11 protein-coding genes are annotated in these 14,433 nt (G+C 68.6%); all 11 read left to right on the top strand.

The window, feature by feature from the left end:
- Nucleotides 1–111: 111 nt before the first annotated feature.
- The 11 genes from OC490_RS04015 (at nt 112) to OC490_RS03965 (ending at nt 14,432) form a co-directional block, all read left to right on the top strand.
- Nucleotides 112–1,359 carry an ROK family transcriptional regulator gene (locus OC490_RS04015; protein WP_262056379.1) on the top strand — a complete coding sequence of 416 codons (1,248 nt, stop codon included), beginning with the start codon at nt 112–114 and terminating at the stop codon, nt 1,357–1,359.
- An 11-nt stretch (nt 1,360–1,370) separates the two neighbouring features.
- Nucleotides 1,371–3,236: a glycoside hydrolase gene (locus tag OC490_RS04010; protein ID WP_262056378.1), complete on the top strand. Its 1,866-nt coding sequence runs from the start codon at nt 1,371–1,373 to the stop codon at nt 3,234–3,236.
- Between the two features lie 213 nt (nt 3,237–3,449).
- Entirely contained in the window at nt 3,450–4,715 is a 1,266-nt protein-coding gene (locus tag OC490_RS04005; protein WP_262056377.1) for an ABC transporter substrate-binding protein, read from the top strand.
- A gap of 17 nt (nt 4,716–4,732) precedes the next feature.
- Nucleotides 4,733–5,698, top strand: coding sequence for a carbohydrate ABC transporter permease (locus tag OC490_RS04000; RefSeq protein WP_262056376.1), 966 nt, complete (start codon nt 4,733–4,735; stop codon nt 5,696–5,698).
- The gene (locus OC490_RS03995; protein ID WP_262056375.1) at nt 5,695–6,567 is read left to right on the top strand and encodes a carbohydrate ABC transporter permease; all 873 of its coding nucleotides are present in this window, start codon (nt 5,695–5,697) and stop codon (nt 6,565–6,567) included. The genes OC490_RS04000 and OC490_RS03995 overlap by 4 nt, the downstream gene beginning before the upstream one ends.
- A gap of 27 nt (nt 6,568–6,594) precedes the next feature.
- A complete protein-coding gene (locus tag OC490_RS03990) occupies nt 6,595–9,456 on the top strand; it encodes a glycoside hydrolase family 2 TIM barrel-domain containing protein (RefSeq protein WP_262056374.1) in 2,862 nt (953 codons plus the stop codon).
- Nucleotides 9,453–10,610, top strand: a complete 1,158-nt coding sequence (locus tag OC490_RS03985) for an MFS transporter (protein ID WP_262056373.1) — start codon at nt 9,453–9,455, stop codon at nt 10,608–10,610. The genes OC490_RS03990 and OC490_RS03985 overlap by 4 nt, the downstream gene beginning before the upstream one ends.
- A 34-nt stretch (nt 10,611–10,644) precedes the next feature.
- Complete coding sequence (locus OC490_RS03980; RefSeq protein WP_262056372.1) at nt 10,645–11,673, top strand: ATP-binding cassette domain-containing protein; 1,029 nt, start codon at nt 10,645–10,647, stop codon at nt 11,671–11,673.
- 1 nt (nt 11,674) lies between these two features.
- Entirely contained in the window at nt 11,675–12,478 is an 804-nt protein-coding gene (locus OC490_RS03975) for an ABC transporter permease (protein ID WP_262056371.1), read from the top strand.
- 5 nt (nt 12,479–12,483) lie between these two features.
- Nucleotides 12,484–13,284, top strand: a complete 801-nt coding sequence (locus OC490_RS03970; RefSeq protein ID WP_262056768.1) for an ABC transporter permease — start codon at nt 12,484–12,486, stop codon at nt 13,282–13,284.
- Nucleotides 13,281–14,432 (top strand): MFS transporter, encoded by a 1,152-nt coding sequence (locus OC490_RS03965; protein ID WP_262056370.1) that lies wholly within the window; start codon nt 13,281–13,283, stop codon nt 14,430–14,432. The genes OC490_RS03970 and OC490_RS03965 overlap by 4 nt, the downstream gene beginning before the upstream one ends.
- The last annotated feature ends 1 nt before the right edge of the window (nt 14,433 follow it).

Raw genomic sequence — 14,433 nt, 5'->3', positions numbered from 1 at the left:
GTATAGCCCCTTTCCTAACCCCTTGTCGAACGTCACCCGCTGCCCATAGCCTTGCCGCGCGCCGGGGCCGTCGTGCCCCGGCATGACGGCACAAGGGTGGGGGCACCTCCGGTGAAGCGCACATCACGCGACATCCGTACCGCGAACCGCTACGAGGTGCTGCGTCAGATCATCGCCCAGTCGCCCACGTCCCGGCAGGAGTTGGCCGCGGCGACCGGGCTGAGCCTGGCCACGGTGGCCACGCTCGTCGGTGAGCTGCTGGATCTGCGGATGATCACCGAGGTCGGCTTCGAGGACTCGGCGGGGGGCCGCCCCCGGGGTCTGGTCGCGGTCAACGCGTCGGGGGGCGCACTGATCGGCGTCGACATCGCGGAGACGTACGTCCATGTCGAGCTGTTCGACCTGGCGTTGAACGTCCTGGCCCGTGCCGACGAGGACATGCGGCCCGGCGAGAGCCGTCCGGAACAGGTGGTCGGTCATGTCGCCGCCGCCGTCGGGGCGGTGGTCGCGCAGGCCGGAGTCGAGGCGGCGCGCGTCCTCGGCGTCGGGGTGAGCGTGCCGGGCCAGGTGGACCGCAAGACCGGTGTCTCGGAGTACGCGCCCAACTGGGACTGGCACGACGTGCCGTTGCTGGACCTGCTGTCCGAGGTCATCGCCTACCCGCTCTACCTGGACAATCCGCTGCGGGCCGGCGCGGTCGCCGAGATGTGGTTCGGGGCGGCGCGCGGGCGCGGGGACACGGTGGTGGTCAACCTCGGGACCGGGGTCGGCGCCGGGCTCGCGCTGGGCGGCGGGCTGTACCGGGGGGTGAGCAACAGCGCCGGCGAGTGGGGCCACACCACGCTCGTCCTGGACGGACGACTGTGCCGCTGCGGCAACCACGGCTGCGTCGAGGCCTATGTCGGCGCGCCCGGAATCATGCTGAACCTGCGGGAGTTGAGCCCGCAGAGCCCACTGCTGCACCCCGAGGACCAGACGGCCACGATCGACGCGCTGGCCCGCGCCGTGGCCGCGAACGATCCCGTGGCCCTCAAGGTCGTACGGGAGACGGCCCGTTACGTCGGCGCGGGCATCGCCAATCTGGTCAACCTCCTCAACCCCGAAGTGGTCGTGCTCAGCAGCTGGGTGGCCCGCAAGCTCGGTGAACCCCTGCTGCACGAAGTGCGCGAGGCCGTCCAACGGCACGCGCTCAGGCGGCCGTTCGCCGCCACCGAGATCGTCCTCTCCCCCATCCCCACCGATCCGGCGTGCCTCGGAGCGGCAACGTTCGCGCTCGAAGGGGCACTTCAGTCGGTGGGACAGAGGACCGGCAAGAACCGCACCACCCAGGCAAGGAGCCGTACCGCACCACCTTCATGACGACGGAAGGGATGCACGTGACTCAGCACCACCCCAGGAGATCGATCCTCGCGACAGCGGCAGCCGCGCTCGCCGTCACCGGGGCCCTGATATCCGCGCCGCCCGCGAACGCCGACGGCGTCGCACCGGCGGAGGTCTCCCCCCACGCGGCCCAGACCATCGACAACATCGGCGCGTCCGGCGCCTGGTGGGTCGACGACCTCCAGTACTTCAAGCCCGAGGTCCAGGCCCGGGTCGCCCAACTCCTGTTCTCCTCAAAGGGATTGGGCCTCTCCTCCTACCGCTACAACATCGGTGGCGGTGGCGCCGCGGTCACCACCCCGGCCCGCGCCGCCCAGGACTTCCTGAACGCCGACGGCACCTACGACTGGAGCAGGGACAAGGGCGGGCAGACGTTCCTCAAGTACGCCGCGAAGTACGGCGTCCAGGACCTGATCGGGTTCGTGAACAGCGCGCCCGCGCAGTGGACGACCAACGGGCAGAGCTGCGGCGGCCAGTTGAAGGCCGAGAACGAGGGCGACTACGCGAAGTACGTCGCCGACGTCACCGCCCACTTCGCGAAGCAGGGCGCCGAGTTCGACTACATCAGCCCCTTCAACGAGCCCAACAACAACTTCGGCGACTGCGGCCAGGAGGGCATGCAGGTCACCGTCGGCCAACGCGACGACATCGTGCGGGCGTTGGGCGCCGAGCAGCGGGCCCGGAAGCAGAAGACCAGCATCATCGCCGACGAGTCGAGCAGCACGGTGAGCTTCAGCACCGAGGTCCCGCAGTGGATCGCGCAGCCGGACACCGCCCAGTACGTGTCCGAGCTGGCACATCACACGTACAACAACCCGAACGACGGCCAGTTGGGCAATGTCTACGAGACGGCGAAGACGGTCGGCAAGCCCTCCTGGGCCACCGAGATCTGCTGCTTCGGCAAGGGCAGCACGGGCTGGAACCAGGAGTACGACCCGACGATCGACAACGCCCTGCTGATGTCCCGGATCATGTACAAGGACTTCGCGAGCGCACACGACTCGGCGTTCCAGTGGTGGGTGGCCCTCGCCAGCGGCTACGGCACGGACCCGGCCGCGCGCAACGACGTCGGCTGGAACGACGGGCTGATCTACTACGACCCCGACTACGCGACGGACGGCAACCAGAGCCTGTACTTCACCAAGCGGTACTACGCGCTGGGCCAGTACAGCAAGTTCGTCCGGCCGGGCTCCGTCGCGCACAACGTGACGGGCGCGCCGAGCGGTGTGGAGGTGACCTCGTACGACCGGGACGGCAAGTGGGTCGTCGTCGTCAACAACCAGAACACCACGGACACTCCGCTCGACCTGCACTTCAACAGCAGGACGCCGGTGCGGGCGACGCAGGCCGTGCGGACCTCGGCCACGGAGAACTGGGCGAAGGTCGCCAAGCCGGAGGTGAGTGGCTCCACGGTCTCCACGACCCTCGCCGCCCGCTCGATCACGACGTACGTCCTCGACCAGAAGGACCGGAAGGGCCAGGCGGGCCACGGGAGTTCGACGGCGATCACCGGCGCCCTGCAGGGCAGCCAGTCCGGGAAGTGCCTGACGGCGGACGCCTCGGGGGCCGCGATCGGCACCTGCACGGGCGGGGCGGAGCAGACATGGTCGTACGACGCGAAGGGTGGCCTGAAGGGGGCCAACGGGTATCTGACGGTGGGGAGTTCGGGGCTGACGACCGCAGCCGCCTTCACGGGTGATCCCGGCCAGCGGTGGCTGTTGAACGCCAACGGGCAGATCCTCAGCGAGGCGTCCGGGAAGTGTCTCGACGTGAGCGGTCAGGCGACCGCCGACGGCAGCAGAGTGATCCTGTACAGCTGCAACGGCGGGGCCAACGAGGCCTGGTCGAAAGTCTGATGACCACCTGACACCTGGTGCGGGCCGACCGCGTGGCGGCCCGCACCTTCGTCACGTCCGGTATTCCGAACCTTGCACAACGCTTCGAACAGGCTTCGTCCAACCCCTTGCCGAAGCCTTAGCCGAAGGTTAACGTCCCGCACCGCACCTCGAATTCAGCCACGGGCAGCTGAGCCGTGGAGCCGCAGCCGCGCGAGAGACAAGGACGTCACCATGTCGGCAATGAGCAACAGCAACTGGTCCCGCCGATCGATATTCCGGGCGGCAGCGGGAATGGCCGCGGCCGGCACGCTGGCCGCGTGCGGGGGCAACAACGGGCGTGGGGGAAGCGGCGGTTCGGGCAAGAACCTCACCCAGATGTTCCACGCCTACGGCGAGGCCGGGACCGAACAGGCCATCAAGCGCTATGCGAAGGCCTACTCCAAGGCCAATGTGGCCACCCAGTGGATCACCAGCAGCGACTACGAGAGCAAGCTGTTCGCCACGCTGCTCACCAAGAGCGCGCCGGACATGTTCGAGTTCCACCCGCAGATCCAGATGGTGAAGAGCGGTCAGGTGGCCGACCTGAGCGACATCATCGACCCGGTCAAGGCCGACTTCAATCCGGCCGACATCGCCTCGCACACGGTGGACGGGAAGATCTACGGCGTCCGGATGATCGACGACCCGCAGTTCTTCTTCTACCGGCCCTCCCTCCTGGAGAAGGCCGGTGTGAAGGTGCCGGAGACCCTCGACGAGCTGATCGAGGCCGCCGCGAAGCTCACCACCGGCAAGGTCAAGGGCCTGTACATCGGCAACGACCTGCACGCGGTCATCAACCCCATGATCTGGTCGGCCGGCGCCGACACCCTCAACGCCCAGAACCAGATCGCCTACCACACGCCCGGCGTCATCGAGGGCATCAAGAAGATGCGCAAGCTGTTCACCAGCGGCGACCTGCTGCTCGACGCCCCGACGGACTACTGGGACCCGTCCGCGCTCAACCAGGGCCTGTGCGCCATCCAGTTCTGCGGCATGTGGGCGATGCCGCAGTTCCAGAAGGCGCTCGGCGACGACATCGGCATCTTCCCGTTCCCGAAGACCATCGACTCCGGCAAGCAGTCGGTCTACAACGGCGGTTGGTCGATGTTCGTCAACGCCAAGGGCGCGAACGTCGACGCGGCCAAGGAGTACGTGAAGTGGCTGTGGATCGACCAGAAGAAGGACCAGGAGGACTGGGCCACCTCCTACGGCTTCCACATCCCGCCGCGCGCCTCGATCGCCGCCGGGGCCACCAAGCTCAAGTCCGGGCTGCCCGCCGAGGGCGTCAAGCTCTTCAACGAGTTCGGCCACTTCGACAACATCGGCTGGACCCAGGCGATGATCACCGCGCTGGAGGACGTCTTCGCCAACTCCGTGCGCAAGGGCGGTGACCCGGAGGCCTCTCTCGACAAGGCCGACACGGCGGTGAACCGCGAGCTCAAGAAGCTGTTCGGATAGGCCCGGACGGACTGGACATGTCGACGACCACGACGCGCGACCTCGCGAACCCCGCCCCGGCGAAGGCCACTTCGGCCAAGCCGCGGCGGGGTCTGCGGGGCAACCGCACCTTCAACTTCTGGCTCTTCATCGGCCCGTTCCTCCTCGGACTGATGATCTTCGTCTATGTGCCGATCGGCTGGAGCATCTACCTCAGCTTCTTCGAGGCACGCTTCACCGTCACACCGAGCAGGTTCGTCGGTTTCGACAACTACACCTACATGCTGACGAACCCCGACTTCGTCGGCTCGCTCGGCACGTTCACCGTCTTCGCCGCGTTCATCGTGCCCACCACCTGGGCCCTGTCGCTGGGCCTCGCTCTGCTGGTGAACCGGCTCCGGTTCATGCGGGCCTTCTTCCGGTCGGTGTTCTTCCTGCCTACCGCGTGCAGCTATGTCGCGGCGGCCCTGATCTGGAAGATGTCCATCTTCAGCGGCGTCCGCTTCGGCCTGATGAACACGATCATCGGCTGGTTCGGGGTCGAGAACATCGCCTGGCTGTCCAACCCCAGCCCGCCCTGGTACTGGTTCGTGATCGTCACCGCGCGTCTGTGGCTGCAGTCCGGTTTCTACATGATCCTGTTCCTGGCCGCACTGCAGAACATCCCGGGCGAGCTGTACGAAGCAGCCGCGATCGACGGCGCCAAGCCGGGCTGGCAGACCTTCCGGTACATCACACTGCCGCAGCTGCGGGCCACCTCGACCGCGGTGATCCTGCTGCTGCTCATCGCCGCCTACCAGGCCTTCGACGAGTTCTTCAACCTCCTGTCCAAGACCACCTGGGGCCGCCCGCCCCTCGTCGAGCTGTACTACACCGCGCTCGGCGAGAACCAGGACTACGGCGCCGGCAGCGCGGGCGCCGTGATCCTGACCCTGCTGATCATCATCGTCACCCTGTTCCAGGGCAAGCTCATGGGTTTCGGAAGGGGTGAGGAGGCCAAGTGACCACCACCGCACCACAGTTGAGCAAGAAGCGGCGTACGAGGCGCGGAGGCGTCCTCGGCAACACGGGCCTGTACATCGCCACCGGCGTCGCCGCCTTCCTCTTCCTCGTCCCGTTCTATCTGCTGGTCCGCAACGCACTCTCCACCGATGCCGAAATCACCGGGGAACACTGGAAGTTCTTCCCCACGAACCTGCAGTGGAGCAACGTCAGCGACCTCTTCGACGACACCTCGGTGGACTTCGCCCGGTCGATGTGGAACTCGCTGGTCGTCGCCGTCTCCATGACCGTGGGCATCCTGCTGGTGTGCTCGCTGGCCGGCTATGCCCTGGCCCGCATCCCGTACAAGCACTCCAACAAGATCTTCTACCTCGTCCTGGGCACCCTGATGGTTCCGACGGCCGTCACCTTCGTGCCGAGCTTCGTCCTCGTCTCGTCCCTGGGCTGGGTCGACACTTACCGGGGTCTCATCATCCCGGGCCTGTTCAGTGGTTTCACCTGCTTCCTCTTCCGGCAGTACTTCCTGGGGTTCCCCAAGGAGTTGGAGGAGGCGGCACGCGTGGACGGACTCGGTTACTGGGGCGCGTACTGGAAGGTCGTGGTGCCCAACTCGCTGAACTTCTTCGCCGCGATCGCCACGATCACCTTCATCAGCGGCTGGAACGCCTTCCTCTGGCCGCTGGTCATCGGCCAGGATCCTGGTGCCTGGACCGTCCAGGTCGCGCTCTCCTCGTACATGACCAACCAGACCGTCGTCTTCCACCAGATCTTCATGGCCACCGCGATTTCCATCCTGCCCCTGGTGTTCGTGTTCCTCTTCCTCCAGCGCTGGCTGGTGCAGGGGATCGCGCAGACCGGCATCAAGGGCTGACACCCGCATCTCACGACCTGGAGACCGATGACTTCCAGCACCGCCGCCGACTACATCGAGGACGTCTCACCGGGCAGCGGAGCCCTCCCGCCCCGCGCCCGGTACGCGGCCTCGGACGCGAAGTCACTGTCCCTCAACGGTAGTTGGCGTCTTCGTGTGTCGGCGACGGCCGACGCCGAGGACGACTCGTTCGCCGAGGAGGGCTACGACGCCGGGGACTGGGCCGAGGTCACGGTCCCCGGCCACTGGGTCCTGCAAGGGCACGGCTCCCCCATCTACACGAACCACCTCTACCCCTTCCCGGTCGACCCGCCGCACGTCCCGACCGAGAACCCGACCGGCGACCACCTCCGTGTCTTCGACCTGCCGTCCGAGTGGCCCTCGGACGGCGGGGCGGTGCTCCGCTTCGACGGCGTGGAGTCCTGCGCCCGCGTCTGGCTGAACGGCACGGACATCGGCGAGTTCAAGGGCTCCCGGCTGCCGCACGAGTTCGCGGTCGGACACCTGCTCAAGCCCGGCGGCAACGTGCTGGCCGTCCGCGTCCACCAGTGGTCGGCGGGCTCGTACCTGGAGGACCAGGACCAGTGGTGGCTGCCCGGCATCTTCCGTGACGTCACCCTGCTGCACCGCCCGCCGGGCAGCGCCCTCGACTTCTTCGTCCACGCCTCCTACGACCACCTCGGCGGCGCGGGCACTCTGCGCGTCGACTCCGACGTCGACGGCCGGATCACCGTGCCCGCGTTGGACATCGATGTCGCGACGGGCGAGTCGGTCACCGTCCCGGTGCGGCCGTGGACAGCCGAACTCCCCTACCTGTACGAGGGGTTGCTGACGACGGAAGGCGAACGCGTCCCGCTGCGCATCGGCTTCCGGACCGTCGAACTCTCCGACGGCCTGATCAAGGTCAACGGGAAGGCGATCCTCTTCAAGGGCGTCAACCGCCACGAGTGGCACCCCGAGAAGGGCCGCGCCCTCGACCTGGAGACCATGCGCGAGGACGTGCTGCTGATGAAGCGGCACAACATCAACGCCGTCCGCACCTCGCACTATCCGCCGCACCCGGACTTCCTGGACCTGTGCGACGAGTACGGCCTGTGGGTCATCGACGAGTGCGACCTCGAAACCCACGGCTTCACCGAACAGGCCTGGCGCGACAACCCCGTTGACGACGACCGCTGGACGCCGGCCCTGCTGGACCGCGCGGCCCGCATGGTCGAACGGGACAAGAACCACCCGTCGATCGTCATCTGGTCCCTCGGCAACGAGGCCGGCACCGGCCGCGGTCTCACCGCCATGGCCGAGTGGATCCACGGCCGGGACCGCTCACGCCTCGTGCACTACGAGGGCGACATCAACTCCCGTGACACGGACGTCTATTCACGGATGTACGCCTCCCACGCCGAGGTCGAGCGCATCGGCCAGGACCTGGACGGCGGCACCCACAAACGCCGCCAACTCCCCTTCGTCCTCTGCGAGTACGGCCACGCCATGGGCAACGGCCCCGGCGGACTCGCCGACTACCAGCGCCTCTTCGAGTCGTACGACCGGCTCCAGGGCGGTTTCATCTGGGAGTGGATCGACCACGGCATCAAGGACGAGCGCTACGGCTTCGCGTACGGCGGCGACTTCGGCGAGGAGCTGCACGACGGGAACTTCGTCTGCGACGGCCTGCTCTTCCCGGACCGCGTCCCCTCCCCCGGTCTGATCGAGTTCAAGAAGGTCGTCGAGCCGGTCTCCATCGACGGCCCCGACGACTACGACGGCTCCGTGCGGGTCACCAACAAGCACGACTTCGCCGACCTGTCCGCATTCGTCTTCCAGTGGTCCTACCAAGTGGACGGCGAGACGGTCGAGTCGGGCCCGCTGACGGTGCCGCCGCTCGCACCGGGCGAGTCCGCCGATGTGAAGCTGCCGGCACCGCCCGTGGAGTCCGACGGCGCCGAATCCCAGTGGACCGTACGGGCGTTGCTGGCGGCCGACACCGCGTGGGCTCCCGTCGGCCATGTGGTGGGCTGGGGCCAAATCCCGCTCACCACACGCCCGTTGCCGTATGTCCCCGCCACCTCCGCTCCCGTCCTCGGCGAGCGGCGGATCACTCTCGGCCCGGCCTCCTTCGACGCCCGTACCGGCGAGTTGAAGTCGATCGGCGCGGTGGACGTCACCGCCCTCCGCCTGGACGTATGGCGGGCGACCACCGACAACGACGACGGCGCGTCCTGGCAGACGGACATCCGCTACGGCCTGCTCTGGCGCAAGTTGGGGCTGCACCGGATGCGACACCGCCTGGACGGGGTGGAGTTGAGCGAGGACGCGCTGACCGTACGGACCCGGGTGGCGCCCGCCGCCTGGGAGATCGGGCTCGCCACGGTGTACCGCTGGACCTCGGACGGCGATCGGCTGCGGCTGACGGTGTCCGTGGCACCCGAGGGCGACTGGCCGGTACCACTGCCGAGGCTCGGCGTCCGCTTCGGGCTCGACGCGGGCACCGAGGCTGTGAAGTGGTTCGGCGGCGGACCCAGCGAGGGGTACCCGGACACCAAGTCGGCCTTGCTGCTGGGCCGTTGGGAGTCCACGGTCGACGGCCTCCAGACTCCCTACGTCCGTCCGCAGGAGAACGGCGCCCGTCCGGACGTCCGTTGGGCGGAGCTGGGCGGGCTGCGGATCGACGGCGACCCGGAGTTCTGGTTCACGGCCCGCCGTTGGACGACGGAACAGCTGGACGCGGCCACCCACCGCACGGACCTCACGCCCACCGGCACGGTGTGGGTCAACCTCGACCACGGGCAGCACGGCATCGGCTCGCAGTCCTGCGGCCCGGGCCCGCTCCCGCAGTACTTCCTGAACGCCGAACCCGCCGAGTTCTCCTTCGTGTTCTCGGCGCGGCCGTGACATCGACTGTGGCCGACCGGCTCTTCAGCCGGTCGGCCGCGGTCGCGTCCTGCGTCGGCTTCGTTCTCATCGGCATGCTCCAGGCCCTCTACGGGCCCGCGATACCGGGCCTGCGCCACGAGTTCGGGCTCTCCCCGTCCGCCGCCGGGCTCGGCCTGAGTCTGCACTTCGCGGGCGGGGTCGCCGGTGTGCTCGCCTTCAACGCGATCCACTCCCGGATCAGCAACCGGGCGCTGCTGGTGTGGGGTTACGGCCTGATGGCTGCGGGCGGCGCGGGTTTCGCGCTCGCGCCGAACTGGCCCCTCGCGCTGGCCGCGGCGTTCCTGTGCGGGCTCGGCTTCGGCGGCATCGACTACGGCCTCAACCAGCTCTTCGCCGTCGGCTTCGGCAACCGTTCCACCGCCATGCTGAACGTGCTCAACGCCCACTACGGCATCGGCGCGGTGCTCGGCCCGGCGATGATGGCCTGGCTCGGTCCGGACAATTATCCGTACGCGTTCGGGGTGTGCGCGGCACTGGCGGCGGTGCTGGCGTTCGCGGGTTCAAGTGGCGTACGTACACGTGTATCTGACGATCCACCAGCGGAGAGAGGAAGCGTCGGCCTGGGCCTGTCACGGGTCCTCGTCGGGTTCCTCGTCCTCTACATCCTCAACGTGGCGGTCGAGGCGAGCGTCGGCGGCTGGGAGCCCACGCACCTGGAGACGGTCGGCTACACGGCGGCCGTCGCCGCGTCGGCGACCTCCGTCTATTGGCTGATGATGACGGCGGGCCGCTTCCTCGTCGTGCCGATCACCCTGCGGTACTCCCCCGAGCGCATCCTCGCGGTGTGCGCGGTCGGGATGACGGTGTGTCTGCTGTTGACGCTGGTTAAAGGAGTGGCACCGGTGGCGTACGCCGGTGTTGGCTTGTTCATCGCACCGGTCTTCCCGACGGGACTTTCCTGGCTCAACAGGGCGCTCCCCCAGGCCGAGCGGGCCGGGGCGTGGGTGATGGCGGCCTCGAATGTCGGCGGGGGGGCGGCTCCACCGCTGCTCGGCGTCGGGATCGAGGCCGCCGGGATCCACGCGGTGCCCTGGTTGTTGACCGCGATGTCGGGCGCGTCGCTGCTGGCGACGCTCCGGCTGATCCGACTGACGAGGAGGTCCGCATCATGAAGGCCCTGTTCCTGCTCACGCGAAGGCTGATCGAGTGAACGCGAGCAGCACGCGAACGGCACATCAGATCGAGGTCCGGGGGCTGTCCCGCACCTTTCACACAACTGTCCGCCGCCCGGGCTTCGTCGGCGGTCTGCGCTCTCTCGTCAACCCGGACCGCGTGCCCAAGCACGCCGTCTCCGACGTCACGTTCGATGTCGCCCCGGGTGAACTCCTCGCCCTGCTGGGCCCGAACGGCGCCGGCAAGTCCACCACCATCAAGATCCTCACGGGCATCCTCAGGCCCACCTCCGGCGAGGCCCGGGTGGCGGGCGTGGTGCCGTACGAGGAGCGGGAGCGCAACGCCCGGAACATCGGGGCGGTGTTCGGGCAGCGGACCCAGCTGTGGTGGGACCTGCCGGTGCGCGAGTCGTTCTCGATCCTGCGGGACATCTACGAGGTGCCGAAGGCCCAACACGCGGCCCGCTTGCGGGAGTTCGACGACATCCTCGAACTGTCGTCCTTCTGGGACACCCGCGTCCGCCATCTCTCCCTCGGCCAGCGCGTCCGCTGCGATCTGGCCGCCGCGCTGCTGCACGACCCGCCGGTCGTCTTCCTCGACGAGCCGACCATCGGCATGGACGTGGTCGTGAAGGAGCAGGTGCGCGAGTTCCTGCGCCACCAGGTGGAGGAGCGCGGCCGTACGGTCCTGCTGACCACGCACGACATGACCGAGGTGGCCCGGCTCGCCGAACGGGTCGTCCTCATCAACCACGGCCGGCTGGTGCTGGACGGCACCCTCGACGAGATCCGCCGCAGGTTCGGCTCGACCTGGCAGATCCGCGCGACGCTGGCCGACGCGCACGCCGAGGTCGTATCGCTGCCGGGCATCGCACTGGTACGGCGGGACGGACCGCAGCTCGTCTTCGGCCCGGACGGCACCGGGGGGCCGACCGTCCACCAAGCCCTGAAACAGGTCATCGAGCGGTACGAGGTGACCGAGATCGCCATGGACGAGGCGGAGTTGGAGGACGTGATGCGGGCCGCGTACGTCCAGGCCGGACCGCGCGCCGAGGAGACCTGAGGTGGCCGCCCTGCACGCCTGGCGCGCCGCCCGTGTCACCCCGCTCGGCGAACTCCTCGCCCCGCCCCGCATCACCGCCGCCCTGCTCCGGCTGACGGTGCAGATCGTGCTGGTGGCGTCCCTCTGGCGCGGCCTGTACTCCCAGACCGGCACCACCGCGGGACTCACCCGCGACCAGGCGGTGACGTACGCAGTACTGGCCGTACTCGCCTCCCGGCTGCGGGAGTTGGACCAGTACGCGGGCCGGGACACGGTCCTGCAGCACATGCACTTCGGCACGATCATCTACTGGTATCTGCGTCCGCTGCCGCCCCAGCGCTACTACGCGCTGCGGGCGTTCGGCGAGCAGTTGTACGGGCTGGCCTGGGCGCTGACGGGATACGCCGTCTGCCTCGCGGCCGGGGTGGTGGAACCGCCCAAGTCACCTGCCGTTGCAGGGGTGTTCACGCTGAGCATGCTGCTGGGGCAGCTCGTCCTGTACTACGTCATGCTCCTCATCGACCAGTTGTGCTTCTGGACGCTCCGCAACGGGGCCGCGATGCTCATCCTGATCTTCGCGCAGAACCTGCTGTCCGGTGTGTACGCGCCGCTGTGGTTCTTCCCGGACTGGTTCATCACGATGAGCCGCTTCCTGCCGTTCCAGGCGACGCTCAGCGTGCCGCTCTCGATCTACGTGGGCCGCATCCCGCTGTCCGACGCGGGCGCCCAACTCGCCCTGCAGGCCGCCTGGGTGGCGGCCCTGTCCCTGTTCACCCGGTTCCTGTGGCGGCGCGCCGCCCGCCGGGTCGTCTCGCAAGGAGGCTGATGCCTATGAAAGCCGTCCGGATCGTGTGGCGTATCACACGACTCAACTTCCGTGCCCAGCTCGAATACCGGACCGAGTTCCTGCTGATGATCGCGATCGGCGCGATCTGGCAGGTGTCGGTGATCGTGTTCGCGACGGTGCTGCTCACCCGGTTCTCCGGAATGGGCGGCTGGGACAGCTCGGACGTGCTGCTGATCCCGGCGACGCGGATGATGGCGCACGGGCTGATGGTGCTGTTCCTGGGCCGTATGCACGGCCTCGGCCGCTACATCCAGGAAGGCCGCATCGACATCTACCTGGTGCGGCCGATGCCGGTCCACCGCCAGGCGCAGCTGGAGTACTTCCCCACCAACGCGATCGGCGACCTCACGGTGGCGGGCGGCCTCATGGTGGGCGCGCTCAGCCGCAGCCACCTGGACTGGACGGCGGGCCGCATCGCCTACCTGATCGCCGCGCTCATCGGCGGCATGCTCCTGGAGGCGGCCCTGTTCACGACCGTGGCGAGCGCCTCCCTCCGCTACCCGTCGGCCGACTACTGGAGCCGCTGGCTGGAGGACCTCCTGGGCACCTTCGGCAACTACCCGCTCAACGTCCTGCCCCGCGCGGTGGGCGGCTTCCTCACCTACGGCCTTCCGCTCGCGTTCGTCGCCTTCCTCCCGGCGGCCGTACTCACCGGGCACGGCCACGACATCGGGGTGCCGTACTGGCTGGCGGCGAGCTCGCCCCTCGTGGGCCTGCTGACGTATCTCGGGGCGCGGCTGCTGTGGCGGTGGAGCCTCAGCAACTACACGGGGGTGAACGGGTGACCGCGACAGCGGTCCCGTCCGACTTACGGGCACGGCTCGCGGTCGGCCTGGTCTTCGTCATCCTCGGTTCCACACAAGGCGGTTGGATGGCGCGGATCCCCGCGATCCGCGACCAGGTGGGGCTGGACACCGCGCGCTGGGGCGTGGTGTCCAGCGCCTCGGCCGTCGGCGATCTGGTCGCCCTGGCCCTCGTGACCGTGCTGATCGGCCGGGTGAGCACCCGGCTGCTGTGCCTTGCGGCGACGGTCCTGGTACTGCTCAACGCACCGGTGCTGGCGGGGGCTTCGGCCGTACCGGCACTGGTGCTCGGCCTCGCGGTGTGGGGGCTGTCGGCGACGTCCCTGAACACGCCCGTCAACACCCTCGCCGTCGCGACGGAACACGCCCACGGCCGCCCGCTGATGTCCCGGTTCCACGCCTGCTACAGCTGCGGAGTGCTGGCGGGCGGGGCACTGGGCACCCTGGCCGCGGCTGTCGGCGTGTCACCCGGGCTCCAACTGGCGGTGAGCAGCACGGTACTTGGCGCACTGCTCCTGACACTGGGCGGCCGACTGCCCGACGAGACGGCTTCGCCGGCGGAACGGCGCCGCCCGCTCAAGGACCGTTTCACACCGCAGTTGGTGCTGCTGGCCTCCATCGCGTTCCTGGCATCCTTCGTCGAGGGCGCGGCCTCGCAGTGGAGTTCGGTGTTCACGGCCGACTATCTGGACGCGGGTGCGGCGCTGGGCGCGGCGACCTACACGTGCTTCACCGTGGCGATCCTGGCCGGGCGGCTGGTGGGCGACCGTTTCGTGGCCCGGCTGGGCCGGCGTCTCTACGTCCGGATGTCATTGCTGACGGTCGTACTGGGAACGGCAGTTGGTCTCGCGCACCCCGGACTGACCTTCGCGCTGGCCGGGTTCACGATCGTAGGACTCGGTCTGGCGTGCGTCATGCCCGTGGTGATCGCGCTGGCCGGGCGGCAGCCCGAAGTCCCGCCCGGCGAAGGGGTGTCGGTGATCACGATCGGTCAGTGGCCGGGGTTCCTGCTCGCGGGTCCCGCGGTGGGGCTGCTCGCGGGGGCGACGAGTCTGCGGTTGGCGTTGGCGACGCCGGCCGTGGCGGCGCTGGCGGCGGCCGGGCTGACGAGGAGGCTGTCGACGGCGTGAC

Source organism: Streptomyces sp. STR69, from assembly GCF_024519455.1.
In the GTDB taxonomy this organism is placed as follows: domain Bacteria; phylum Actinomycetota; class Actinomycetes; order Streptomycetales; family Streptomycetaceae; genus Streptomyces.
The sequence above is the reverse complement of the archived record's forward strand: the minus strand, read 5'-3'. Positions and strand labels throughout refer to the sequence as shown.

Bases quoted from the DNA above. Each gene is read 5' to 3' on its own strand.
- OC490_RS04010 (WP_262056378.1), top strand. From the start codon at position 1,371: ATGCACGTGACTCAGCACCACCCCAGGAGATCGATCCTCGCGACAGCG.
- OC490_RS04005 (WP_262056377.1), top strand. From the start codon at position 3,450: ATGTCGGCAATGAGCAACAGCAACTGGTCCCGCCGATCGATATTCCGG.
- OC490_RS04000 (WP_262056376.1), top strand. From the start codon at position 4,733: ATGTCGACGACCACGACGCGCGACCTCGCGAACCCCGCCCCGGCGAAG.
- OC490_RS03990 (WP_262056374.1), top strand. From the start codon at position 6,595: ATGACTTCCAGCACCGCCGCCGACTACATCGAGGACGTCTCACCGGGC.
- OC490_RS03970 (WP_262056768.1), top strand. From the start codon at position 12,484: ATGAAAGCCGTCCGGATCGTGTGGCGTATCACACGACTCAACTTCCGT.